The sequence below is a fragment of the Parapedobacter sp. 2B3 genome (assembly GCF_041925275.1).
GTDB lineage: Bacteria > Bacteroidota > Bacteroidia > Sphingobacteriales > Sphingobacteriaceae > Parapedobacter > Parapedobacter pyrenivorans_A.
In genome coordinates, this window is the sequence record NZ_JBHEUZ010000001.1 from 160,555 (window position 1) to 184,689 (window position 24,135).

Below are 24,135 nucleotides of genomic sequence, written 5' to 3' on the forward strand. Positions count from 1 at the left end.
CCGTAATTCAAATCGCATACCTCGCCATCGGGGCTACATCCTGCCCTACGAATTCATGGGCAAGGTATTTATGGTGGCCGGCAATGGCAATCATCGCCGCGTTGTCTGTACAGTATTCGAAACGTGGGATAAATACCTGCCACCCCTCCTGCTTACCCAACGCTACCAATCCGTTCCGTAAGCCGGAATTGGCCGATACACCGCCCGCGATCGCCACCTGGGTCACACCTGTTTCACGGGCTGCCCGCCGCAGCTTATTGAGCAAAATGGAAACAATGCGCGACTGTACCGATGCGCATACATCGTCCAGGTGCAATTCAAGGAAATCGGCTTGCTCGCGTTGCTTTTGCTGCACGAAATAGAGGATGGCTGTTTTCAATCCGCTGAAGCTGAAATCAAGGCGTGGGATCTGCGGTTCGGGAAACGAAAATGCATCGGGGTTTCCATGCTGGGCGTGGCGGTCGATCAACGGCCCACCGGGGTAAGGGAGCCCCAGGATTTTAGCGGTCTTGTCGAACGCCTCCCCCGCGGCATCGTCGAGCGTTTGCCCCAGCAGTTCCATCTCGAAGTGGCTTTTCACCAATACCAACTGCGTATGCCCCCCCGAGACCGTGAGGCACAAGAAGGGGAACTCGGGCACAGGTTCGTCGATGAAATGCGCGAGAATATGCGCTTGCATATGATTCACTTCAATAAGCGGGATATTCCGGGCAAGCGCAAATGCCTTGGCAAAGGATGTACCCACCAATAACGACCCGAGCAGTCCGGGTCCCCGCGTAAACGCCACTGCATCTATATCATTTTTATGTACTTTTGCATCGCGGATGGCCTGTTCGACGGCCGGAATGATATGCTGTTGATGGGCACGTGATGCCAGTTCGGGTACCACACCGCCGAATTTTTCATGGACGGTCTGGTTTGCAATGATGTTTGAACAGATTGTTCCGTTCACGCTGATAGCAGCCGACGTTTCGTCACAGGAAGATTCAATGCCGAGGATGATGGGCATGGCAGTCAATATTTCGCGTTTTTAACGAAAGCAAACTTAGATAAAGTTGCTCCGAAATACAAACTAAAATTGCGCCGGATAAAAAACTGAGCGAAAAATTTTATTGCGGAAGGATATCAAAAAAATAGTAAAAATATCGTTGTGGACACTGGTCACCCTGTTACTTTTGCTAATAGGGCTCATCTATACCCTCCAATACCAGCCTGTCCAAACCTTTTTTGCAAAACGTGCCGCCAATTACCTATCGGATAAACTCCGTACCACCGTATCGTTGGATGGCGTTTATTTCAAACCGTTTTCCTCACTGGTACTCCGCGGTCTGTATGTGGCCGACTTAACGGGCGATACCCTGCTCTACGCTAGTGAATTGACGGCGTCGGTAAACCTTTGGAAAATACGTGACGGCCAGGTTACCATCAATAAACTGGCGCTCTCTGGCGGGTCGTTTTTCCTCAACCGGCAGGGAGACAGCAGCAACCTCGCGTTTATCGTCGACTATTTCCGGCCGGCCACTGCCCCCAAGGCATCAAAGGAAGGAAAGCAGATCGTACTCGATGTTGGCACGGTCGACTTGGCCGATATTTCATTCCGTTACCGGTACGGCGAAAGCCGTCCGACCAAGGGTATCGACTACCGCGATATCCGCCTGACCGGGCTTAGCGGCCATTTTAGCGATATCGACCTTGGCAGCCATCTCTTTAAATCCACTATCGAGGGCCTTACCTTCCGCGAAAAGAGTGGTTTCCATCTTCGCGAAATGCGTGCGGTCGCCGTGATAGATACCAATTACCTCGAGTTGGAAGACCTCTACCTCGAAACCAATCGGAGCCAACTAGGTGACTATCTCCGGTTCGGATATACGGATTTTTCCGCGTTCGCAAACTTCATGGAAGCAGTGACCATCGAGCTGAAGCTCGACCGTGCCCGGGTCAACTCCCGCGATATCGAGTTCTTCGCACCCGAAGTGGCGATAACGCAGTTTGACGTTGTGCTATCAGGCTTATTCACCGGAAACGTATCGGATATTTCGGCACGAGACGCCGTGCTCAGGATAGGCGACCGTACACGCTTATCGGGTAATTTCGATATCCGTGGCTTGCCCGACATCGAACACACCATCTTCGACATGAAGCTGCATCGGCTAGCCACGAACCGTGCAGACATTGAATCACTAGTAGGCCAATTGGGAAATAACCGCCAACTTGCGTTACCGGCGATATTCGACCGGATGGGTGACCTTGCTTACGAAGGTACGCTGGTGGGCACATACTATAACTTCGAGGCCATCGGCGTACTCGAAACCACCCTCGGTGCGGCCCATACCGCCGTCAACCTAAGCATCCGTGATGGCGGCCATTACTCGGGAAAAATCACGACCCCCCAGTTCGACCTGGGCACGTTGCTGCAATATCCCCAAATCGGGCATGGCGGTTTCGACATCGATATTGCCGGAGACGGCTTCACGCCCCGCGGCCTCAACAGCCACGTGGCGGGCAACGTAGCTTACCTGGACGTAAAGGGGTATCGCTACACCAACATCGATTTAGCCGGCGAGTTTTCTGAAATGCAGTTTACCGGAAATATTGAGGTCGATGATCCCAATTTACAGTTACTTTTTGACGGTGGCATCAACTTCAATCCGGAGCGCCCCGAGTATGCGTTTGACGCCACCGTGGGTTATGCACACCTACACAACCTCCACCTGTACAGCAAAACGCCAGTCATCATAGAAGGTGCAACGATTGCAACCAACTTCAATGGCAATGCGCTAAATAATATGCAGGGCAATCTGGCACTTTATAAGATTGGCTTTTTAAGCGATTCGTTGCGTTATGCCGTTGACTCACTGGTTCTCGAAGCCAGCGGCAACGAGGCGCACCGCACAGTTACGCTACGCTCGGACCTTGCAGATGCCACGGTAAACGGTGAAATGGATCTAACTACCCTGCACAACTATTTCAAATCGGTAGCCATGCAGTATGCCCCTTCCCTCGCGCTGGCAATCGGGCCAACGGGCAAACAAGCCTTCGACTTCAGTTTGCAGCTCAAAGACATCGAACCGGTCGCGGCGTTGGTAGTTCCCAAGCTTGCGCTGGGCGATGGAGCGATGGTGAATGCCCGGTTCTCTTCGGCAGACGGGACGGCAGCCATCAACCTTATCGTGCCGGATCTCTCGTACGGCATGATCCGTTTAAACCGCTTGATCGTGGATGAATCGGCCAACGACGGTGCTTTGCGCCTTTTGGTCACAGCAGACCGGATCAGTGTGACGGATAGCCTGTACATCAATAACGTAAACTTGTCTAATGTAATGGCGGGCGATAGCCTGCATTTCAATTTGAAATTGTCGGATATCACGGCAAGCAACCAATTAGACCTGAATGGCATGGTGAATTTCCAACGGGGGTTGCCCACACGGATACACATGCTCCCCTCTGCATTGGTGCTCAATGATGAGCGGTGGGAACTCGATGACAATGCCCTGGCTTATGTAAGCGATGGCGAAATCGATATCCACGGCCTAGAGATATCCAATCGAGGGCAAACGGCTCGTTTGGAAGGCATTGTTTCGGACAAAAGCGACCGCGAGGTCTCGTTTACGTTCCAGAACTTTAACCTCAGCACGTTTAATCCATTGATGGCATCGTCATCGATTAAACTCGATGGCATCCTCGATGGCCATATGGAGGTATCGTCGCTACTGAAGAGTCCCTTTGCGGTAGCCGATATGGTTGCAACCAACGTACGCCTCAACCAAACGCCGATAGGCGACGCCATACTACGGGCAGACTTTGATCGTGTCAGCGAACTGGTCAACGTCAACGTGGAAGCCGAACGCGGGGGGAGGAAAACCCTCAGCGCCGTGGGTACGTACGATGCGACGGCCGAGAACGACAAGCTCAACGTAAACGCGCATTTCAATCACAGTGAGTTGATTCTCTTCCAGCCACTGCTCGGCAAACTCGTATCCGATGTCAGCGGAACGGTCTCCGCCGACCTGCAGGTTACCGGCTCCGTATTAGCGCCCCAAATAAATGGCCGTTGCCGGTTGCATAACGCTGGGTTCACCGTCAACTACCTACAGGCACCTTATCGGATAGACGACGAGTTCGTACTGACCAACAGCACCATCCACCTGGACGGCTTGGTCATCACCGATCCACGGAACCGCAACGCCACCGCCAATGGGCATGTGGACATGCGCAACCCGTTGATTCCAGACGTCCAGGTGACTGTGGATGCTGCTGACTTCCTCGTACTAAACACGACTTTTCGGGACAACCCATCCTACTACGGCACAGCCTATGGAACCGGTAGGTTTTCCTTCAACGGCCCTACGAATGCGATGCAGATCAACATCCAGGCGCGCACCGATGCAGGCACGCGATTCCATATACCGCTCAACGCCGTCGGCACGGTGAGCGACAACGATTTCATCCGGTTCGTCAGCCATGACACCTTGGATGCGCCGCAAGCACGCCCACGCCTATTCCAAGGGCTGAGCATGAACATGGACCTGCAGATTACACCCGATGCGGAAACTAGCCTTTATACCGATCTGGGTGAGCTTACTGGCCGTGGGGAAAGTACGCTCTCCCTGCGTATGTCGAGTTTAGGTGATTTCGAGATGTTCGGTGATTATACAATCAATACCGGTAAGTTCACATTCACCGCACAGGATTTCATCAACAAGATATTCGAGATCAACGAAGGGGGAACCATCCGTTGGACAGGACAGCCTACCGACGCCACGATCAACCTGGCGGCCGTATACGGCCAACGCACCAGCCTTGCTGCTTTGTACAACGCGGCTGGGCGGGAAACCGTCGAACAGCGAGTGCTTGCCCATGCAGTCATGAACCTCAACGGCAACCTTATGCGGCCCGACATCACGTTCGGACTCAACTTCCCGAACGATCCCTATGTAAACGATGAGCTACAAAGCTACCTGAGCGATGCAAACAACGTAAACCAACAGGCATTGAGCTTGATTGTCCGACGGAGTTTCGCACCGGGTTCGGCAACCGATTTCAGCCGCGAATTAAACAACACATTACTCAGCGCGGGCACCGAACTGGCGTTCAATCAATTGAATAACTTGATCTCCCAATCCTTGAATATCAAGTTCGTCGATTTAAATATCCGGTCGCTCAACGATGCCAGCGCATCGCTCCGCCTTTTCAATGATCGATTGATTTTCACAGGCGGCGTCGCCGATATGCGAAATGTCAACGACCTCAATGTATTCAGCGACCGCATTGTCACCGACGCGGAACTGCGGTACTTGATCCGCAAAGACGGGAGGCTTGTGCTACGAGGCTCCAACCGACTGAATAGCCGGAATTTCCTCCCGCTCACAATCAATGAAAATTACGTCAGTGCACTCGGCTTGGTCTATCGGCAAGAGTTCTACACCTTCCATGAATTCTTTAGGCGACTCGTTACCATCCGGAACGAAAAAGACGAGAAAGAAGCAGCGGACCACCCGGAAAATCAATAAACCGCCCTCGGCACACAGCTCGTTCTTTATGCCCACCACCACCGGTCGATCGAACGGCCGATACGCAATAATCCGTTAAGAAGAATAAGTTCATATAATAGTTAATAAAAAATTGATTATAAAATGATTATATCATTTACCTAAAGGATGGCCATCAAGCTTCATACAACAAACATTACCCATTAATAATCAATGACTTACGAAGAAAAAACCTGTCATAACGTCACTAGCAATCAAAGCCAGAAAAATCACTCGGCATTACGGTGCGAAGTGCTGATGAGCAACTGAATCGGTTATCCAATAAAATCGTATCTTTGTATGATTTTTTAACTTAGGGAGAGACAACTATGTCAATTGTAAGAGAATCAGACCTGATCGGTATCGGCAAAAAATATCAGATCGAAACGGAAGCTGGAGATAACATGGTGGTGGTCATCCATGACGATGGCCGGCGGGAACTCTATCGCTACGACCAAGAAGAAAGTGAGTCCAAGTGTGTAATGACGCTTTCTGACGAAGAGTCGCGCCAAGTAGCTGGCATCATCGGCGGATTATCCTACAAACCCAAGGCGCTCGAGACCATCGAGGTTGCACTAGATGACCTCAGCATCGAATGGATAAAAGTGCGCAGGGATTCACCGAGTATTGGCAAGTCGATCGGTGAACTAGAAGTCCGCAAACGTACAGGCGCTTCGATTATCGCCGCGATAAAAGAAGGGGATAGCATCATTAACCCGGGGCCAGACTATGTGATGAGTGCAGATACCACCATGGTGGTGGCGGGCAAGCGAAACCATATTAAGCTGATAAAGGAGATACTATAGCATAAGAAAAACGGATGACGTCACACACCCTGATATTTGAAATTGGCATTGCCGTAGGTTTGGTAGCACTTGTCGGATTGATTTCCAACAGGCTCCGATTTTCGGTTATCCCCTTTTTCATATTGATCGGGATGGTGCTCGGACAACACGCACCAACATTTGGGAACATCGACCTTACCTTTACGGAAAGCAAGCCGTTTATCGACTTCATGGGTCGTTTGGGCGTGCTATTCCTCCTGTTTTACCTCGGATTGGAGTTTTCAGTGGGAAGGCTCATCAAGTCGGGGAAATCCATCGTAACCGGGGGCAGCTTCTACGTGGCGCTCAATTTTTGTTCGGGTTTACTGATCGGGTGGCTGATGGGGCTGCCTTTCAAGGAGGTGATGGTGCTCTGCGGTATCATGACCAGCTCGTCAACGGCCATCGTGGCCAAAGTACTGACAGACCTGAAACGGACAGCCAATCCCGAAACGGAGGTGATTATGGGTATGATCATGTTTGACGACCTGTTTATCGCCATGCATATTTCGTTCCTTTCGGGGTTGATATTGACAGGTAGCAGCTCTTTTTGGACAGTGGCCGGCACCTCGCTGTTGGCACTCGGGTTCATCCTTGCCTTCCTCATCCTCGGTCGTAAATTGGTGCCGGCTATAGACAGGGTTCTCCAAGACAAAACGTCCGAACTGTTTGTACTCGTCATATTTGCACTCCTATTTATTGTTGCCGGGTTCTCTGAGACCATCCATGTGGCAGAGGCCATCGGAGCGTTGATGGCCGGCCTGGTCCTAGCTGATTCGCAATACATCAAACGTATCGAACAGCTCGTCCTCCCCTTCAAAGATTTCTTCGGCGCCATGTTCTTCTTCAGTTTCGGGCTTTCCATCGATCCGACCACCTTGAGCGGTGCGGTGCTATGGGCGTCCATTGCTGCGGTGGTAACCGTCATCTGCAACGTAGCCTCGGGTTATTTCGCTTCCCGTTTCTCGGGCCTGAAGAAGCGGAATTCGGTCGATATCGGCTTCACCCTCGCCGCTCGCGGCGAATTTTCGATCATTATGGCCAATATTGGCAAAGCGGGCAAACTGCTGCCCGTTATCCAATCGTTCGTGGTCGTCTATGTACTCATATTATCCATCGTTGCCCCGTTGCTCACCAAAGAGTCGCGCACTATCTGGAACGCCTTGTTTGGCAAAGGCAATGTGGAGAAAAAACCAGTCAAGACATTGAGTGACTTGGAAAGGCAAGCTTCCGATAACGAAAATAAACCATCATCGTCATGAAACATATTTCCATCCTTTCATTGGCAGCGATCTTACTCGCTTCCTGCGGTAACACATCCAATTCAGGCGATAAAAAATCGGATGCCATTCCGTTGTTCGAAATCGTCAACAACCCTGAACACCCAAAGCATGTTGCCCTACGGCTGGTGGGCCGTACGGATAACGACACATCCGTATCCTACGTTGCGCAGGGATTGTACAAGGGGGATACCGTAGGCTTTCACATCGAGTTGAACCATCAAATCGCCGCCGGAATCAATCCGGATGGCTCGGTAAATAACGAAACGGGATTCACTACCGGCCTGATTACCTTTACGCGGTCCGGTCCCGAGAGCGATCGTTTCGTGGCGGCATTGGGAGCATTGTGGAACGTTGGCGATGTAACCCAGATGAAACCGGGTCCGGTTGAACCGCTGGTATTCTCGTCCAACCGTGCTGCGGTAGATCACGACAAGCCGTTTACCTATAGCTTCAAACTATTCTTTGCCCCAGATGCAAAGGTGCCCGGGGAAGTTTTTTTCACGTACGATACGTACAAGAAGACCATCGAGTTCCAGGAAAAAGATACGCAATACCGCTCACAGATTGTCCACTCGTTGGGCGACTAGCCGCGTGAGTGCACGACATCAGGCTACATAAACCCAAGTTCCAAGCGGGCCACCTCGCTCATCATGCTTTTATCCCAAGCGGGATCAAACGTGAGTTCCACCAAGGCTTGGCTCACACCTTCCACATCGCCAACCTTACGCTGCACTTCGTCGATAATATCACCGGCTACGGGGCATCCCGGCGCGGTAAGCGTCATCACCACCTTGGCTATACCGCCCTCTTTGGTAATCAGCTCATACACCAGCCCCAGTTCAACAATGTTAACGGGTATTTCCGGGTCGAAAACGGTTTCCAACGCAGCGGTGATGGCCGGGGCCAACTGTAACGGGTCATTGACAATCATGGCTCTCCTCCTGTTGTAAGACAACAAATTTAACATATTCCTGTGACTTCATCGCATCGCCCGCCATTCTTGACATTCACCCCATAAAACCGTATCTTTAACCGAGCGAAGAGCTGGAAAGATGAAAACAATCATGACTGCAGCGCAAACGCGCGATGCTGACCGTTACACTATCGAACATTTACCGATAGCGTCCGTCGACTTGATGGAAAATGCATCAACGGCTTTCGTTACGGCATTCATTCAGCGCCATCCGAACAGGCATACCCGCATATTGGTATGTTGCGGCACAGGAAACAATGGCGGCGATGGCCTGGCAATCGCCCGGCTGTTGCAAGCGGGGGGTTATGACGATATCGCTGTGTGGGTTGCACGGTTCGCCGATCGGGAAAGTGACGATTTCGCTGCAAACATCGCCCGGCTGCACCACACACCCATCCCCGTTACTGAATTCTTTCCAGCGGATGAGTTTCCGGAAATCCAACAACACGTCGTCATCGACGCACTATTGGGGTCGGGATTGAACAGACCACTCGAAGGCGATTGGCTACGGCTGGTTCAACACCTCAACCAAGCCCATCGCAGCACGGTTTCGGTAGATATCCCATCCGGCCTGCGGGCCGACGGGATCGTGTCCGAACAGGAGGAGGCTATCCACGCTGACGATGTGATTACGTTCCAACGCCCCAAACTCAGCTTCTTTTTCCCTGAATCGGCCAAGGCGATGGCCGACTTCCATGTGGTCGATATCGGGCTGGACGAAGGTTTCATCGAACGTTTACCAAGCAACTACCGGGTGGTGGAAACCGCCGATATCCAAGATATGTATCGTCACCGGGAGCGATTCTCCCACAAAGGCACGTACGGCCATGCGTTGATCGTAGCAGGGTCGGTGAATACCATGGGTGCAGCGATACTGGCTTCCGGCGCCAGCGTATATGTGGGGGCGGGGCTCACTTCGGCATGCATCCCCCCGGAAGGCCTGGTTGCGTTGAATGCTCGTCATCCCGAAGTCATGTATTGTTCCCGGGAAAGGCTGCCCGAAGCATGGAATCGGTTTGATGCTGTAGCGATAGGGCCCGGTCTCGGCAGCGCAAGTATCCATTTGCCCGCCATGCTTACATACCCTTCAAAACCCCTCGTTGTAGATGCAGATGCCCTCTCCTTTCTTAGCGAAAACCCAAAGCTACTTCGAAAATTACCGAAGCTGAGCATCCTTACACCCCACATGAAAGAGTTTGACCGATTGTTCGGTCCGAGCAGTAGCTGGTGGGACCGGGTACAGCGCGCGCGCAAGCAGGCCTCGGCACTCCAGTTAATCATTGTACTGAAAAATCGATACACTTTCATCGTATTACCCGATGGCAACGTCCTTATCAACCCTACCGGCAATCCGGCGATGGCCAGTGGCGGCATGGGCGACGTATTAACCGGTGTGGTGGTGTCCTTGCTGGCGCAGGGCTACACACCACAGGAGGCCGCAATACTGGGCTGTTATTTGCATGGATTGGCAGGCGACCGACTGTTTGCGGCCGGAATGGCGGTCGTGCCAGCAACGCGGGCCATTACCGAGTTGCCCCATGCAATTGCCTCCTTGCGCGGTTAGCCCATCGGCGAAAATCACACAATCGATTGCATGCCCGAAGACGTTGCAAAACCCACATGCATTCCGTAGTATTGAGGAGATTATTGGACCAAATGAACAAGAATTATCTCCTATTGCTATCCAGCTTGGCGTTGCTAACGGCATGTAGCCATTCGCAACCTGCGAAATCTGTTGACACTTATGCGGAAGCGCCCGACCCCGACACCGCATTTGTCGATTGGTCGGCCATAAACGGTTTGAACTACGCGTTCGGTTCCATCGATAAGCGGTATGCAAAATCCGCTATCCCCACACTCGCGCCGTCTACCGCGTGGCGGGGCAGCGGTTGGCGCGGCGAACGCATATCGGCGCAGCTGGTCCTTTGGTCAGGCCAGCCGGTAAATGAAATTGAATTTGAATTTTCCCCTTTCACCGCCGAAGACGGATCGACCATGGAAGGACCTATAGGCACGGCGCGGTTTGTCCGATATGTACTTACCGACATTTTCGCACCTGGATGCGGTCATCGTAAACCGGAAGACTTTCCGGTATCCTTAGCCGCCGACGTGCTGGACAACGTAGAACGTTTCGACATGGCAGGTGGCACCACACTCCCCGTCTGGCTGAGCTTCGATATCCCTTCAAATGCTTCGCCGGGCATATACAATGGCACCGTGCAGTTGAAAGCACGGGGTGAAAAGACCGCTGAGCTACCTCTTTCCATCGAAGTGCTCCCACAGACCCTCCCGCCACCAAACGAATGGGCGTTCCACTTGGACTTCTGGCAGCATCCGTCGGCCGTAGCACGGGTACATGGCGTGGAAGTATGGTCCGAGGAACATTGGGAGCTGATGAAGACGCCGATGAAAATGCTCGCCGACGCGGGACAGAAAGTCATCACAGCCAATTTGAACAAGGACCCATGGAACAACCAATGCTTCGATCCTTATGAAGACATGATCCGCTGGACGAAGAAAGCGGACGGCCAATGGGAATATGACTATGCCATCTTTGACCGCTGGGTCAATTTCATGCTGGACCTGGGGGTAAACAAACTCATCAATTGCTATTCGTTGCTTCCCTGGAACCACGAAATCCATTATATCGACGAAGCATCGGGCGACACGGTCAACATCAGTGCAAAACCGGGAAGCACCGAATTCACGGAGCTTTGGACGCCCTTCCTTACGTCATTCCGTCACCATCTGGAAACGAAGGGCTGGCTGGCGTTTACCAACATCGCCATGGATGAGCGCTCGCCCGAAGAAATGAAGATTGCACTGGCTCTGCTGGAAAAAGTTGTGCCGGAACTAGGTGTAGCGCTGGCCGACAACCACAAGAGTTACAAACAATACCCCATGCTCAACGACATCTGTGTGGCATTCGGTGCCGACTTTGACGAAAAAGATCTGGCCTTCAGAAAAGAAAACGGACTCACAAGTACGTATTACGTATGCTGCGCCGACGAATTTCCGAATGTGTTCACGTTCTCCGACCCCTCCGAAGCCGTCTTCATGGGATGGTATACGCGTGCTTCCGGTCTAGATGGTTATTTACACTGGTCGTATAATTCGTGGACGGAAAACCCACTGATCGATTCGCGGTTCCGTACATGGCCGGCTGGCGATACCTATGTAATCTACCCCGACGGACGGAGCTCAATCCGGTTTGAGCGCATACGTGAAGGTGTTCAGGATGCCGAGAAGATAAGGATACTACGGGAAAAATTCGTACTGGCATCTGATATGGATAACTTGAAGATGCTCGAAGACGAGTTAGCCAAGTTCCGTATCAAAGCAGCGCCCGACTCGACCACTGCTGCACTGGTTAACCATGGCAAATGGGTACTCGAAAAGCTAAGTAGGTGAACTGCTGATTTTTTGTCATCATGGTTCGCGGGTTCTCCATAAATTAGTACCTTTATCACAAACAACGCCTAATATTATGGAAGAGAACAACCATGTAACGTCCATCGCAAATGTACCGCCGGAACCATCGTTGGTGATAAGCAACGAAATCCGTCTTTTTTTGTCCGAAATCAGTAAATGGAGTAAATTTTTAGCAATTGTTGGTTTTGTAATGGCCGCCCTGATCATTTTGATAGGTATCGCATTCATGCTTTTTGGATCGGCGTTTACCGTCCAGCTACCCACACCAGTTGCTTTTACCGGCATGATTGGCGTTATTTATGTGGCCATGGGCTTATTATATTACTTTCCCGCCAAGTATTCATATGATTTTTCGACGTATGTGCGGCAAGCCTTGGCGATACAGAATCAGGAAGCGCTTGTATACGCTTTCGCCAAATTGAAATCCTTTTATAAGTTTTGGGGTATCCTGACGATTATTGTATTAGGAATATACGCCGTCGCTATCGTTTTCGGGCTACTTGGTACGGTAATTGGTGCCATGTGGTTTGCATGAAGGGCTTGAAAACACACGTTAAGTAGCCTCTCGGTGGTCTGAAGTAATACATCCGATGCTTTGATTTCGGAGCACACTGACTGTCGGTTGGCTGCCGCGTAACAAAATCACCAACCGCAAATCAAATCATTATGAACCGAATACTCAAATTCGAACAGGCAGCACTGCTGATTGCGTGCTATATCGTTAGTATCCAGCTCGGCCATCCGTGGTGGCTATTCCCCGCGCTTTTGCTGCTTCCGGATATCAGCATGGTAGGCTATGCAGTGAATAACAAGTGGGGCGCGGCGCTTTACAACCTATTCCACCACCAAGGGGTGGCGGTAGCTGTGATCGGTATTGGCTGGTACGCCGATCAACCGTATGTATTGCTTGCCGGTATCATTTTGCTTGGCCACAGCGCCATGGATAGGGTGTTTGGTTACGGCCTCAAATATACCTCGGGTTTTCAAGATACCCACCTTGGCAGGATAGGCCAAAAAGCCAATTGAAGCAACCGGATCAATAGCTGTATGTAAGCAATCGATTGTGCGTCTGCGTTAAGATGATATATTTTTGTGGTAATAAAAATGAATACAATGCGGCTTTTTTGAAGTATATTCGCTATAAACCAATCGTTCGCGCACAACGCGCCGATATGCGTAGCAATGAAAAGATATTATGGGGAAGCAATGGACCAATTCACTGACGGCTACTATGGTAGTGGCTTTTTCCGGACTAACTATTAATTTATCATTCGCCCAACCCGGTGGTGCCACACATCTCCCCAACTATGCTGATCAGCCCCTTGTACACGAAGACTGGTTAGTCCATCCCGTTTCACAAAAGGCGGTGGTGTTCAAGGCAGAAAACCAACTCGCCCTAAGCAACGGCTTGATTACACGTACATTTTCCTTGACACCCGGAGGGGCTACCGTTGGTTTGGACAACCTGGTTACGGGAGAAGCATTGCTGCGTTCGATATCGCCCGAAGCCATCTTGTGGGTCAATGGTCACGAGATCAAGGTGGGAGGGCTGATAGGGCAACCCGTGCAAAACTACCTTGACCCTGCTTGGATACCGCAGTTGGAAGCCGATCCGCTGAGCCTTAAGCTAGTGTCATGGGATAGCCAGCCTCTTGAAGACCGCTTTGCCTGGGCGCCCCGTACCGAATGGCTATCGAAACCACGGGAAGAGGCAACGGGTACGGTGATACGGTTTTCGTATAAAGCCGACGAAGCTACCATCCAGCGGCATATCTTACTACGTACTGGCGACCCCAATTCTCCAACTCATGGTATGGATTTTCTCCGTGACCTCTTAGTCCACGTGCATTACGGAATGTATAATGGCATCCCCTTGTTGAGTAAGTGGATAACCGTCGAATATAACGGGAGCGACGAAGTGATTGTCAACAATATCCGTACAGAACACCTTGCGGTCGCGGAGGCCGAAAGTGCCGTCGAACACAAACAACGCTGGGAGCTCCCACCGATTTTCGCCCAAAGTGATTTTGCGTTTGGCTCGATGTCGCCAAATGCATCGGAAAATGCCGGTGTGGAATGGCGCGAAGATTCCACCTACACTACACAAGTCAACTACCTACTCAAAACACCGACCGTATTGGTCTGCGAGCCAAAACACGGTGTGGGGCAGCAAATATCCCCGGGGAAGCCTTTTGAAAGTATGCGCTTATGGGAGTTGCTCTATGACAGTTCCGACCGCGAACGAAGGGGACTGGCACAGCGAAGGATGTACCGCACCATTGCTCCCTGGACACAGGAAAACCCCATTATCATGCACGTGCGGAGCGCCGACGACCCGTCTGTCAAGAAAGCCATCGACCAAAGTGCCGAAGTAGGTTTCGAAATGGTCATCATGACGTTCGGCAGCGGTTTCAATGTAGAAGACACCACACAGGCCAACATCCAACGAATGAAAGCGTTGCGCGACTATGCGCACAGTAAAGACATTGCGCTGGGCGGCTATTCACTATTGGCCAGCCGATCCATCGATGCCGATAACGACGTGATAATGCCTCCGGGCATGAAACCTACTTTTGGCCACTCTCCCTGCCTATTGAGTGAATGGGGCGACCGGTATTTCCAAACACTTTACGATTTCTATGAAAAGACCGGCATGGACATCCTAGAGCATGATGGGTCTTATCCCGGCGATGGTTGCACATCCCATAACCATCCCGGGCACCGTGGTTTCGAAGATTCGCAGTGGAAACAATTTGTTAGGATACGCGATTTCTACCGTTGGTGCCGATCGAAGGGGATATACCTCAATGTGCCCGACTGGTATTTCTTGGAAGGAAGCACGAAGATTGCGATGGGATACCGGGAAACCAATTGGTCGCTGCCACGCGAATACCAGGAAATCATCGAACGGCAGAACATATACGATGGTACCTGGGAGAAAACGCCATCCATGGGCTGGATGTTCGTCCCGCTGGTCGAATACCATGGAGGGGGCCCTGCCGCAACAATAGAGCCGCTTCGAGACCACCTCCCCCATTACGAACAGCGCCTCGCTAATCTTTTTGGTGCCGGGGTGCAGGCATGTTACCGTGGACCACAGCTTTACGACACACCGGAGACCAAGGCACTGGTAAAAAAATGGGTAGATTTCTACAAACGTCACCGCCGGATACTCGACAGTGACATCATCCACTTGCGACGCCCCGACGGGCGAGACTACGACGCAATCCTGCACGTGGACCCAACAGGCGAAGAAAAGGGGTTACTGATGGTTTACAATCCACTGGATACCCCCATCGAACGGACGCTCACGGTGGACCTTTACTATACGGGGCTACGTGGCCACGCAACGGTAAGTGCAAACGGTGGCGATGGAAACGCTATGCCCCTAGACGGTACGTTGTTACACCTGCCTGTATCCATTCCTGCCAATGGACAAGCTTGGTATGTATTGAAATAAGGAAACCGACTAGGTGGACGCAAAATAGTCCTTCATGGCATTAAATTGCCGCTCATTCAATATTTCCCGGAGTTGCTCGGGCGTAGCTTCCTGTATCTTTTTTACGGATTTGAATGCCTTGAGCAGCTTTTCCGCCGTGGTGCGCCCAATTCCGGGTATACTTTCGAGTTCCGTACGGAACGTATTACGGCTCCGTTGTTTGCGGTGGAACGTGATGCCAAACCGGTGTGCCTCATCGCGCAAGTGCTGGATGACCTTCAAGGTTTCCGACTTCTTGTCGAGGTACATCGGGTATTGGTCGCCTGGATAATACAGTTCTTCCAGTCGCTTGGCAATGCCGATCACAGTAACCTGCTTGTCGATGCCGAGCAGCTTGAGACTTTTCAATGCGGAAGAAAGCTGGCCCTTGCCGCCATCGATGATGATGAGCTGTGGCAGCGTCTGCCCTTCATCCAACAGCCGGCGGTACCGGCGGTGCACGGCCTCCTCCATCGTGGCAAAGTCATTCGGGCCCGCCACGGTTTTTACATTGAAGTGGCGATAATCCTTTTTCGAGGGCTTCGCATCTTTGAATACCACAATAGCCGATACCGGGTACTTACCCTGGAAGTTGGAATTGTCAAAGCACTCGATATGGCGGGGTAGCACATTCATCCGCAGGTCCTTTTGCATCTGGGTAAGGATACGCTCGGTTTTCAGCTCGGGATTGAGCTTCTCGTATTGGTTGAGCCGTTCCTTTTTGAAGTAAAGCGCGTTTTTGAGCGAAAGTTCCAGTAATTTCCTTTTCTCGCCCTGTTTGGGCACAGTAAACCGGAGATCTTCCGTTTCGACGTCCATGCCAAACGGAACGATGATTTCTTTGGATGTACTATTAAATCGGCTACGGATTTCGGAAATGGCCAAACTCAACAATTCGGCTTCGTTTTCGTCCAGCCGCTTTCTCAGCTCAACGGTCTGTGTTTGGATGATGACACCATTCATCACCTTCAGGTAGTTGACAAACGCATGGTTCTGGTCGGAAGCAATACTGAATACATCAACATTGGTGATGGAAGAGTTGACCACGGTCGATTTACTCTGGTAACGGGCTAGTAGATCGAGCTTGGTTTTCAAATGGTGGGCATACTCAAAATTCAACTCGGCCACCGCCACTTCGAGCTGTTCGTTCAACCGCCGGATAACCACGCCGATTTTACCATTGAGGATATCGCGGATATCCTTCAAGCTATGTTCGTAGTCTTCTTCCGTTTGGTAGCCTTCACAGGGACCTTTGCAATTGCCGATCTGGTATTCCAGGCATACCCGGAATTTTCCGTTGGTAATATTCTCCGGCGTGAGCGCCAAGTTACAGGTACGGAGGGGATACAACTCCCGGATGGTATCCATAATGGCATGCATCATCCCCACCGAAGCGTACGGTCCGAAATACTTGGAACCGTCTTTGATATACTTGCGGGTAGGGAAGACCCGCGGGAAACGCTCATTCTTGATAACGATCCATGGGTAGGTCTTATCGTCCTTGAGCATCACGTTATAACGCGGCTGATGCTTTTTTATCAAGCTATTTTCCAACAGCCACGCATCGATCTCCGTATCAACAATGGTAAAAGTAATGCGGTTGATTTTCCGCACCAACACCCGCGTCTTACCGTTCAGCTGGCTGGTCTTTACAAAATAGGAGCCTACGCGGTTCTTCAGGTCTTTGGCTTTGCCTATATAGATAAGCTCGCCGTCTGCATCCCAGTACTGGTACACCCCGGGTCTATGCGGTATCTGTTCAAGTGCTTTGCGGTAATCAAATGCGGCCATGTTTAAAACCCAAGCCGATCGTCCAACCGCGGCTCTTCCACCGGATCGAACTCTTGGTATTTGCTGCAATCCAACTCCGTGATGATACCGCCTTCCGGCAAGGGGAAGTCTCCCTTTGAATACTTCAACGTGGTATCCGCATAGACTTTCTGCATATACAGTGCAAATACGGGCAGTGCCGCCTGGGCACCTTGGCCTTCGGCCATGGAAGCAAAGCTGATACCCCGGTCTTCGGCTCCCGTCCAAACGCCGCTCACCAATTCGGGCGTTACACCGATGAACCACGCATCGGCATTGTCATTGGTGGTACCGGTTTTTCCGCCGATGGGATTGGTAAGGTTATAACGCCAACGTATGCGGCCACCCGACCCATTGGCCACCACGTTTTTGAGCATGTCTACCATGATGTAAGCGGTCTCGCTATTGAGCACTTTGGTAACACGGGGTGCCTTTTCATAGATGGGCATGCCGTTTTTATCCTCTATGCGGAGGATGTAGGTTGGCTCTATCCACACACCGTGGTTTACGAATGCGGAATAAGCGCCCACCATATCATATATCGATGCTTCGTAGGCCCCCAACGCAATCGATGGATATTCAGGCACGTCGGTGGTAATCCCCATCCGTTTGGTAAGTGCCGCCACGGGCTTCGCCCCCACTTCGTCGATCATGTAGGCCGTTGCGTAGTTCTGCGAATGGGCCAACGCAGTCCGCAGGGTGATGGGGCTGCCGGCCGAGTTGTCGCCACGGGGTGACCACGCGTTGGGGCCGGTACCCACGGTAAGCGGCTCGTTGGGCACTTTGAAACACGGCGAATAACCGTTATCGATAGCCACAGCGTAGGTAAATGGTTTGGCCGTAGATCCCACCTGCCTCGTACCCATTTTCACCTGGTCATACTTATAGTGTTCGAAATTGATGCCGCCCACCCATGCACGCACATAGCCCGTATGGGGTTCCATAGACATAAACGAGTTCCGTAGGATCAGCTTGTTGTACCGGATGGAGTCCATCGGGGTCATCACCGTATCCCTGTCGCCCGCCCAGGTAAATATCGTCATGGGTACCGGTGTATCGAAATCTTTTTTTATGTCAGCTTCCGATTTACCTGCCTGTTTCAATACCCGGTAACGGTCCGAGCGCTTCATGCCGGTTTCCAGCAGTTGCGCCTTTTCACCCCGGAACGGGTCGCGGCTTTTCCATTGCCTATCGAACGAAGCCTGCACCGTCTTCATCCATTCCTTCTGGGCCTCTTCGGCATATCGCTGCATATTGGCGTTGATGGTCGTGTAGATCCTCAACCCATCCCGGTCCAAATCCCATGGCGTGCCATCGGCCTTGGTGATCGACAATTCGTTGAACTCCCGCTGGATTTCGCGCTTCATCACCGCCCGGAAATAAGGAGCCAACCCCTCGGCATGATTCGATATGTTCAATGCAAGCACCAATGGCTTCTTCTGCAACTCCAACGATTCTTCCCGGGTGATGTAACCCGCCTTCCGCATGCTCTCGATCACCAGGTTCCGGCGCTGGATGGACCGTTGCGGATAACGTACCGGCGAATACATGCTTGGCCCTTTGAGCATTCCCACCAAGATAGCCGCCTGCGGTATGTCCAGTTTATCGGGTGTTGTATTGAAATACGTACGCGCGGCCGATTTGATACCGAAGGTATTGTAAGCCCCAAAATCAACCGTATTGAAATACATCGTGATGATCTCTTCCTTGGTGTAGTTACGTTCGAGGCGCACGGCGGTTATCCATTCCTGGAATTTCTGGATGATCCGCTTGCCCGTATTCCGGGCACGGCCCTCGGAAAACAGGTTGAGGGCCAATTGTTGCGTGATGGTACTTGCCCCTTGGCGATTGCCGATCAGGTTGTAGAAGATAATCGTAAAGGTACGCCGGTAGTCGATACCCGAGTGCTTGTAGAAACGTTTATCTTCCGTGGCGATGAGCGCCTGCACCAAATTGGGCGATAGCTGGTCATAGCTCACTTTCGAACGGTTTTGCACATAGTAGGTACCCAGTACCTCACCGTCTTCCGAGATAACCTCCGATGCCAGGTTGCTCTTCGGATTTTCAAGGTCGCGGAAGGTCGGTAATTTTCCGAACAGTCCGATGCCAACACAGAAAATAAATAAAAATCCCAATAAAATAAGACCGACAAGAATCTTCCAGAACGTACGGGTATACCGACCGATTTCGTCGGTTGTTAGGTTGTTGCTATTCTTTTTTTTGCTATTCATTCTTCTACTTAAAACGCACGCACTGCGCGCCTACCTATCCAATTGTTCTTGATATACGGCATGGTAATCATCTGCCTTATCAAAATCAGATAACGTGCCAAAATTGGTCGCTGTGATCACAAAGGTATTATAAATATCGCCCGGTATTTTCATGATATCGGGCATTAACGGCAAAATCCGTGTTTCATACCGTTTGGCATCGTCATAGCTGTTGAACGGACCGATGAAAACCAGTTGGTTTTCATTATTCACCACCTTCAATTGGTGGGAGATGGCCTGCCCGGCATAGCGTGTACGATTGAACTGTCCGATACCGAAACGCGAAGGGGCCAGGTTGACCCGTGCATTCATCACATTGATAACGAAATAATAGGTCGCCGAATCGGGCAGCAGCTCCAAATCGCGGTATACATTGGAGCCCAATTCACCCATTTCCGCCACTTGGGCCAGTTGCTGCTGTGCCACTTCCGACACGTTGCCCAACCCCCGCTGCCCTGCCAGCCCAGTACGTCCGGCCGTGGTAACGGTAAGCTCCCGCCGTGGTCTTGGCGGCTCGGGGCCGCGCGTCATCACCAGCTGCGGCCACAACGTCATGGTCGGTTCGTCAACAAACCGTTCCCGTTCTTCGTGTATCGCCTGCAACGCATATTGCCGGGTAGCCAGCGTATCCCGGTGCACATCAATAAACGCCAGGTGCTGGGTGGCCAAAGGCGTAATCAGGCTATCGGCGGGAAAATCCGCCACCAATAGCTTCAGCGCACGCTCGAACGTATCGAGTGACGATGTCCTGCCCCACGCCAATGCCCGCAGGTACGCCAGCTGGCTCAGCGTCTGTTGGCGCCCCGCTCCGTCCGCAAGGATGCGCGTAACCTCCGCTATCACTTCCGGATATTGCTGTTCGGTGTAATGCGTATAGACCGATTCGTACGCCCGGTCTAATACCCGCTGCTGCTGTTCCAATTTAGCGAGATACATCGGATCGCGGATAATTTGGCTATAGCGCGAATCGGCAAACTCGGTAAGCAGTTTTTCGCGATAACGGGCAGCTTCGGCAGCATCGATATCGGTATATAGCCGGTAAAGGTTGTAGTACAACAACGGAGCATCCGCGGTAGCCGGATAGCGGGTCAATAGTTCTTCGTACGTATGTATGGCCGCCTGCTTATCGAGCAATTCGTCGCGGTAGCTATCCCCGATCCGCATCAACGCCTCCCGTATGAGTGCATGCGACGACGCCATTTTCTCTTCCGTATCGGGCAATTCGTCCAAGTAAGCTTGCTGCAGTTCCGTAGCCCATGCCGAGCTATCCACCGCTACAGCCTCTTCCATCGGTGCATCCCCCGGTTGGGCACCGACCGTTGTAACAGCCTCCGCTGTACCCCCACTCCCTGCCATATCACTGAACCGCCAGTTGTCCCGCAATTGGCGGTTGCCCCACCGCCGCCTGAACTCTGCCTGCCCCATCCCCATCGCGTCGGGGTTATTGAAGTAAAACCGATTGTCCGTATAGGTTGGGGTCGCCGCCAACATATCGTCGAATGGAGAAACCCGTGCCGACTTCGAGGTCTTCTTTTCCGTTGTCTCCCGTTTTTCAGCTTGGTAGCGTGCCCATCGGCGAACAATAAGGCTATCGATCTCCGCCCGGCGTCCGGATTCATCGAGCCCGGCAAGGTACTGTAAGCTATCCTGGTGCGCCACAACACGCAACTGTACGATCAACTCATCCAAATTGGCAATTTTCCGTTGTACCTCCCCCGCCTGGGGGAAATCGGCAGGCAACACCATCCCTACACTGTCGTAGTATAGCTTGGCAGTTGGGTAGTCGGCCGCATGGAAATAATGGTTAGCCAATTCCAAGTAGGTCAACGTGGTCTGGTACCGATTCGTACTTTCCTGTCGTAAGGCCAGTTCGTAGTTTGCCAATGCCTCGGGCAGGTAGCCGTCGGCATAAAAAATCTTTGCTATCTGGAAATAGACCTGGTCCTTGAACTCCTTGTTTTTACCATCGCGCAGCATCCGCCGCAACATCCGTACACGCTGTTCGCCGGTGGCGTTTTCGGCCGTGGCCAAAAACACACGGTTCAGCCCCGCATGGAATGACATTTCGTAGGGTGCGTTACTACGCACCACCTTTGTATAATGGCCATAGGCTTCTTCCGCTTTTCCTTCCTGCTGTAATAGTTGGCCCAAAAGAAAATGCCAACGCAGCTTGGTGGGTTTATGCCCGGTATGCTCCAGGGCCTGCTCAAGCATCGTAACCGCCGATGCTTCGTCGTGAACAAGCAGGTAATACTTGGCTTGCGTGGCAAATGCGGCCCCCACCGATTTCTTTTCGGATTCAAGGCCGGCGAAAACGGTATCCAACACCAATCCAGCTTCCGTAAGGTTGCCCAGCTGCATGTGGGCCCGTGCTTTCCATACCAATGCCGCCTGCCGGTATTCCGGCATATCGGCAAATGTGTTGGCAACATACGTAAAGAACTCTACCGCATTATAATAGTTCCCTTTTAAGTAGTTTGCTTTTCCGGTAAGGAGATAAGCTTCGTTGATGTACTTGCTCTTCTCTTTCCGATTGATGATATCCAGCGCCTTGCCAATGACCGAGTCCATCAGCTGGGCAGCTGATGAAGAAGTGGTTTCGGTTGGTTCGATCAACACAGGCAACAACTGCTGATAGTTATCGCGGTGCGCCTCAAAATTTTGACGCGTAACATCCGAAATGATCTTGCGGCCATGGTAGACGATATTGAACCGGGCTGTCAGATTCTCCATCATGTCGTATTTGACCTCGCCATCCTTCTCCCTATGAGCCGCACAGCCGATCACCACACCGCATACCAACATGACTGCGGCAATGCGCCGGAATGAAATGGCCGACAAGTGCCGTAAAAATGAATATCTTTGCTGGGAATGCACATGCAAAAATATCATTTATTTTTATACTTTCTTCCATTTTGTCGTACACCCTTTTAGAAAGGAGCTCCGGTGGCTAAGCAAAAAAACAAGCTTTCGAAAATACTCAATGCACGCTATAAGGTGGTGGTGCTCCACGAGGATACATTTGAGGAAAAAGCAGCCTTCAGGGGCAAATTATGGTACTGGATTACCGGCACTATTTCTGCCATCTTGGTGCTCGTGGTGTTTACGGTCGTCCTCATCCGGTCTACGCCATTGCGCGAATATGTAATCGGCGACACACTAAGCGGATACGAGCGTAGCGCCCTGTTGGAGACCTACGCACGTATCGACTCCATGGAGCAAGTAACCCGTGCACAAGAGCAATACCTCAACAACATCAAACAGGTGATAAGCGGCGAGGCCGGAGAGACCACGGCCGCAACCGGTGAAGAACACGCGGTAACCGACGTAGCCGTCGCCCCGACGACCGAGACACCTCCGGTTGGCCTCTCCGAAGACGAACTGGCCTTGCGCGAACTGGTGGAGTCAGGCGCACCCTATGACCTTCCGGAAAACCCGGGCGCATCGCGCACTGGCATCTCGTCTTATACGTTCTATAGCCCGATAAAAGGGATCATCAGCTCTAACTTCAGTACGCGCGACCAGCATTACGCCGTAGACATTGCGGTGAAACAAAACGAGCCGGTACGCAGTACATTGAGCGGCCACGTGGTCTTTGCATCCTATACGCCCGAAACAGGTTATGTGGCCATCGTGCAGCATGGCAATAATTTGCTATCGCTGTATAAACATTGTGCCTCGATTATCAAAAAAGTTGGTAGCTTTGTACGTGGTGGGGAGGTCATTGCATTTGCGGGGAATACAGGATCGTTAACAACCGGTCCGCACCTTCATTTCGAGTTATGGTACAACGGCAATCCAGTGAACCCTACTGACTACATCGCTTTTTGAAAAACATCTATTTACCTGAACATCATTGACATGTTTACAAACAAAAAAACCGAAAAACTACCAGAAGCACGGAGCAGCAGCTTTAACCTCATTGCCAGTGGAACAGAAATTACCGGCGATATCACCACGACGGGCGACCTGCGTATCGACGGCCGCATCACAGGCAATGTCTCATGCACGGCCAAATTGGTCGTCGGCAACGGTGGCGACATCACCGGCAACGTCCATTGCTATTCGGGTGAGATTTCCGGTACGGTGCAAGGCCATGTGGTTGCCAAGGAAATCCTCCAACTCAACCAATCCGCGTTGATCCAGGGCGATATCGAAGCCATGCGGTTCATCGTTGAAGATGGAGCGTCCATCAATGGCCGGTGTACCACCAGCCGGAGTCTGGCATTGCCCGAACACCTGCCCGAGGTGAAATTGATTTCGTATGAAGAACCGCAAGCGATTAGCGAATAATTCTTTGGGCAAATATGCTTACTTCAGCGGAGTGGGCTTCCAAATGCTCGGCATCATCGGCGTATTCACTTACATCGGATACCGCATCGACAAATCCCGCGAAGCCGAAACGCCGATTTGGACGGCCCTTTTCGCATTGGCCGGCGTTTGCATCAGTATGTATACGGTGATACGGGCGGTGACCCGCGATAGAAAGTAGGCTTCGTAACCGGTTTAATTGGGCCGAAATAGGCTTACTTGCACCT

At 51.7% G+C, this 24,135-nt stretch carries 17 protein-coding genes; 12 read left to right on the plus strand and 5 right to left on the minus strand.

Annotated elements, in window-relative coordinates:
- Positions 1-7: 7 nt before the first annotated feature.
- Positions 8-1,009 carry a tRNA (adenosine(37)-N6)-threonylcarbamoyltransferase complex transferase subunit TsaD gene (gene tsaD / locus ACEVG1_RS00630; RefSeq protein ID WP_374741589.1) on the minus strand — a complete coding sequence of 334 codons (1,002 nt, stop codon included), beginning with the start codon at positions 1,007-1,009 and terminating at the stop codon, positions 8-10.
- Between the two features lie 139 nt (positions 1,010-1,148).
- Between tsaD and ACEVG1_RS00635 the strand changes: the two genes are divergently transcribed.
- From ACEVG1_RS00635 to ACEVG1_RS00650, 4 genes are all read left to right on the plus strand, one after another.
- Positions 1,149-5,510 (plus strand): translocation/assembly module TamB domain-containing protein, encoded by a 4,362-nt coding sequence (locus ACEVG1_RS00635; protein WP_374741590.1) that lies wholly within the window; start codon positions 1,149-1,151, stop codon positions 5,508-5,510.
- A 347-nt stretch (positions 5,511-5,857) separates the two neighbouring features.
- Entirely contained in the window at positions 5,858-6,334 is a 477-nt protein-coding gene (locus tag ACEVG1_RS00640; RefSeq protein WP_374741591.1) for a cation:proton antiporter regulatory subunit, read from the plus strand.
- 14 nt (positions 6,335-6,348) lie between these two features.
- Positions 6,349-7,614: a cation:proton antiporter gene (locus ACEVG1_RS00645; protein WP_374741592.1), complete on the plus strand. Its 1,266-nt coding sequence runs from the start codon at positions 6,349-6,351 to the stop codon at positions 7,612-7,614.
- Positions 7,611-8,222, plus strand: coding sequence for a hypothetical protein (locus tag ACEVG1_RS00650; RefSeq protein ID WP_374741593.1), 612 nt, complete (start codon positions 7,611-7,613; stop codon positions 8,220-8,222). Before ACEVG1_RS00645 ends, ACEVG1_RS00650 begins: the two co-directional genes overlap by 4 nt.
- Before the next feature lie 23 nt (positions 8,223-8,245).
- On the opposite strand, the gene ACEVG1_RS00655 is transcribed toward ACEVG1_RS00650, so the two are convergent.
- Entirely contained in the window at positions 8,246-8,566 is a 321-nt protein-coding gene (locus ACEVG1_RS00655) for an iron-sulfur cluster assembly protein (RefSeq protein WP_374741594.1), read from the minus strand.
- A gap of 121 nt (positions 8,567-8,687) precedes the next feature.
- Between ACEVG1_RS00655 and ACEVG1_RS00660 the strand changes: the two genes are divergently transcribed.
- The 5 genes from ACEVG1_RS00660 (at position 8,688) to ACEVG1_RS00680 (ending at position 15,500) form a co-directional block, all read left to right on the plus strand.
- Positions 8,688-10,172: an NAD(P)H-hydrate dehydratase gene (locus tag ACEVG1_RS00660; protein WP_374741595.1), complete on the plus strand. Its 1,485-nt coding sequence runs from the start codon at positions 8,688-8,690 to the stop codon at positions 10,170-10,172.
- 92 nt (positions 10,173-10,264) lie between these two features.
- The gene (locus tag ACEVG1_RS00665; RefSeq protein ID WP_374741596.1) at positions 10,265-12,019 is read left to right on the plus strand and encodes a glycoside hydrolase domain-containing protein; all 1,755 of its coding nucleotides are present in this window, start codon (positions 10,265-10,267) and stop codon (positions 12,017-12,019) included.
- Between the two features lie 76 nt (positions 12,020-12,095).
- On the plus strand, positions 12,096-12,575 hold the full coding sequence (locus ACEVG1_RS00670; protein ID WP_374741597.1) for a hypothetical protein: 480 nt from the start codon (positions 12,096-12,098) through the stop codon (positions 12,573-12,575).
- Positions 12,576-12,706: 131 nt separating this feature from the next.
- A complete protein-coding gene (locus ACEVG1_RS00675; protein WP_374741598.1) occupies positions 12,707-13,066 on the plus strand; it encodes a DUF4260 domain-containing protein in 360 nt (119 codons plus the stop codon).
- A gap of 169 nt (positions 13,067-13,235) precedes the next feature.
- Positions 13,236-15,500, plus strand: a complete 2,265-nt coding sequence (locus ACEVG1_RS00680) for an alpha-galactosidase (protein ID WP_374741599.1) — start codon at positions 13,236-13,238, stop codon at positions 15,498-15,500.
- Between the two features lie 9 nt (positions 15,501-15,509).
- Here ACEVG1_RS00680 and uvrC read toward each other — a convergent pair whose 3' ends face one another.
- The 3 genes from uvrC to ACEVG1_RS00695 are packed head-to-tail and all read right to left on the minus strand — an operon-like array spanning position 15,510 to position 22,489.
- Positions 15,510-17,309, minus strand: coding sequence for an excinuclease ABC subunit UvrC (gene uvrC / locus ACEVG1_RS00685; protein ID WP_374741600.1), 1,800 nt, complete (start codon positions 17,307-17,309; stop codon positions 15,510-15,512).
- A 2-nt stretch (positions 17,310-17,311) separates the two neighbouring features.
- Positions 17,312-19,558, minus strand: coding sequence for a penicillin-binding protein 1A (locus ACEVG1_RS00690; protein WP_374741601.1), 2,247 nt, complete (start codon positions 19,556-19,558; stop codon positions 17,312-17,314).
- Positions 19,559-19,588: 30 nt separating this feature from the next.
- The gene (locus tag ACEVG1_RS00695) at positions 19,589-22,489 is read right to left on the minus strand and encodes a tetratricopeptide repeat protein (protein WP_374741602.1); all 2,901 of its coding nucleotides are present in this window, start codon (positions 22,487-22,489) and stop codon (positions 19,589-19,591) included.
- A 54-nt stretch (positions 22,490-22,543) separates the two neighbouring features.
- Here ACEVG1_RS00695 and ACEVG1_RS00700 point away from each other — a divergent pair, with 54 nt between their 5' ends.
- From ACEVG1_RS00700 to ACEVG1_RS00710, 3 genes are read left to right on the plus strand one after another with little or no spacing between them, the layout of a single operon-like run.
- Positions 22,544-23,428 (plus strand): M23 family metallopeptidase, encoded by an 885-nt coding sequence (locus ACEVG1_RS00700; RefSeq protein ID WP_374741603.1) that lies wholly within the window; start codon positions 22,544-22,546, stop codon positions 23,426-23,428.
- Positions 23,429-23,458: 30 nt separating this feature from the next.
- On the plus strand, positions 23,459-23,890 hold the full coding sequence (locus ACEVG1_RS00705; protein WP_374741604.1) for a polymer-forming cytoskeletal protein: 432 nt from the start codon (positions 23,459-23,461) through the stop codon (positions 23,888-23,890).
- Complete coding sequence (locus ACEVG1_RS00710; protein ID WP_374741605.1) at positions 23,862-24,089, plus strand: AtpZ/AtpI family protein; 228 nt, start codon at positions 23,862-23,864, stop codon at positions 24,087-24,089. The genes ACEVG1_RS00705 and ACEVG1_RS00710 overlap by 29 nt, the downstream gene beginning before the upstream one ends.
- The last annotated feature ends 46 nt before the right edge of the window (positions 24,090-24,135 follow it).

What these genes read in the sequence shown, in the direction of transcription:
- ACEVG1_RS00655 (WP_374741594.1), bottom strand. Translation starts at nt 8,566, where the DNA reads ATGATTGTCAATGACCCGTTACAGTTGGCCCCGGCCATCACCGCTGCG.
- ACEVG1_RS00650 (WP_374741593.1), top strand. Translation starts at nt 7,611, where the DNA reads ATGAAACATATTTCCATCCTTTCATTGGCAGCGATCTTACTCGCTTCC.
- ACEVG1_RS00705 (WP_374741604.1), top strand. Translation starts at nt 23,459, where the DNA reads ATGTTTACAAACAAAAAAACCGAAAAACTACCAGAAGCACGGAGCAGC.
- ACEVG1_RS00695 (WP_374741602.1), bottom strand. Translation starts at nt 22,489, where the DNA reads ATGATATTTTTGCATGTGCATTCCCAGCAAAGATATTCATTTTTACGG.
- ACEVG1_RS00670 (WP_374741597.1), top strand. Translation starts at nt 12,096, where the DNA reads ATGGAAGAGAACAACCATGTAACGTCCATCGCAAATGTACCGCCGGAA.
- ACEVG1_RS00645 (WP_374741592.1), top strand. Translation starts at nt 6,349, where the DNA reads ATGACGTCACACACCCTGATATTTGAAATTGGCATTGCCGTAGGTTTG.
- ACEVG1_RS00665 (WP_374741596.1), top strand. Translation starts at nt 10,265, where the DNA reads ATGAACAAGAATTATCTCCTATTGCTATCCAGCTTGGCGTTGCTAACG.
- ACEVG1_RS00640 (WP_374741591.1), top strand. Translation starts at nt 5,858, where the DNA reads ATGTCAATTGTAAGAGAATCAGACCTGATCGGTATCGGCAAAAAATAT.
- ACEVG1_RS00680 (WP_374741599.1), top strand. Translation starts at nt 13,236, where the DNA reads ATGGGGAAGCAATGGACCAATTCACTGACGGCTACTATGGTAGTGGCT.
- tsaD (WP_374741589.1), bottom strand. Translation starts at nt 1,009, where the DNA reads ATGCCCATCATCCTCGGCATTGAATCTTCCTGTGACGAAACGTCGGCT.
- uvrC (WP_374741600.1), bottom strand. Translation starts at nt 17,309, where the DNA reads ATGGCCGCATTTGATTACCGCAAAGCACTTGAACAGATACCGCATAGA.
- ACEVG1_RS00690 (WP_374741601.1), bottom strand. Translation starts at nt 19,558, where the DNA reads ATGAATAGCAAAAAAAAGAATAGCAACAACCTAACAACCGACGAAATC.
- ACEVG1_RS00675 (WP_374741598.1), top strand. Translation starts at nt 12,707, where the DNA reads ATGAACCGAATACTCAAATTCGAACAGGCAGCACTGCTGATTGCGTGC.
- ACEVG1_RS00660 (WP_374741595.1), top strand. Translation starts at nt 8,688, where the DNA reads ATGAAAACAATCATGACTGCAGCGCAAACGCGCGATGCTGACCGTTAC.
- ACEVG1_RS00710 (WP_374741605.1), top strand. Translation starts at nt 23,862, where the DNA reads ATGAAGAACCGCAAGCGATTAGCGAATAATTCTTTGGGCAAATATGCT.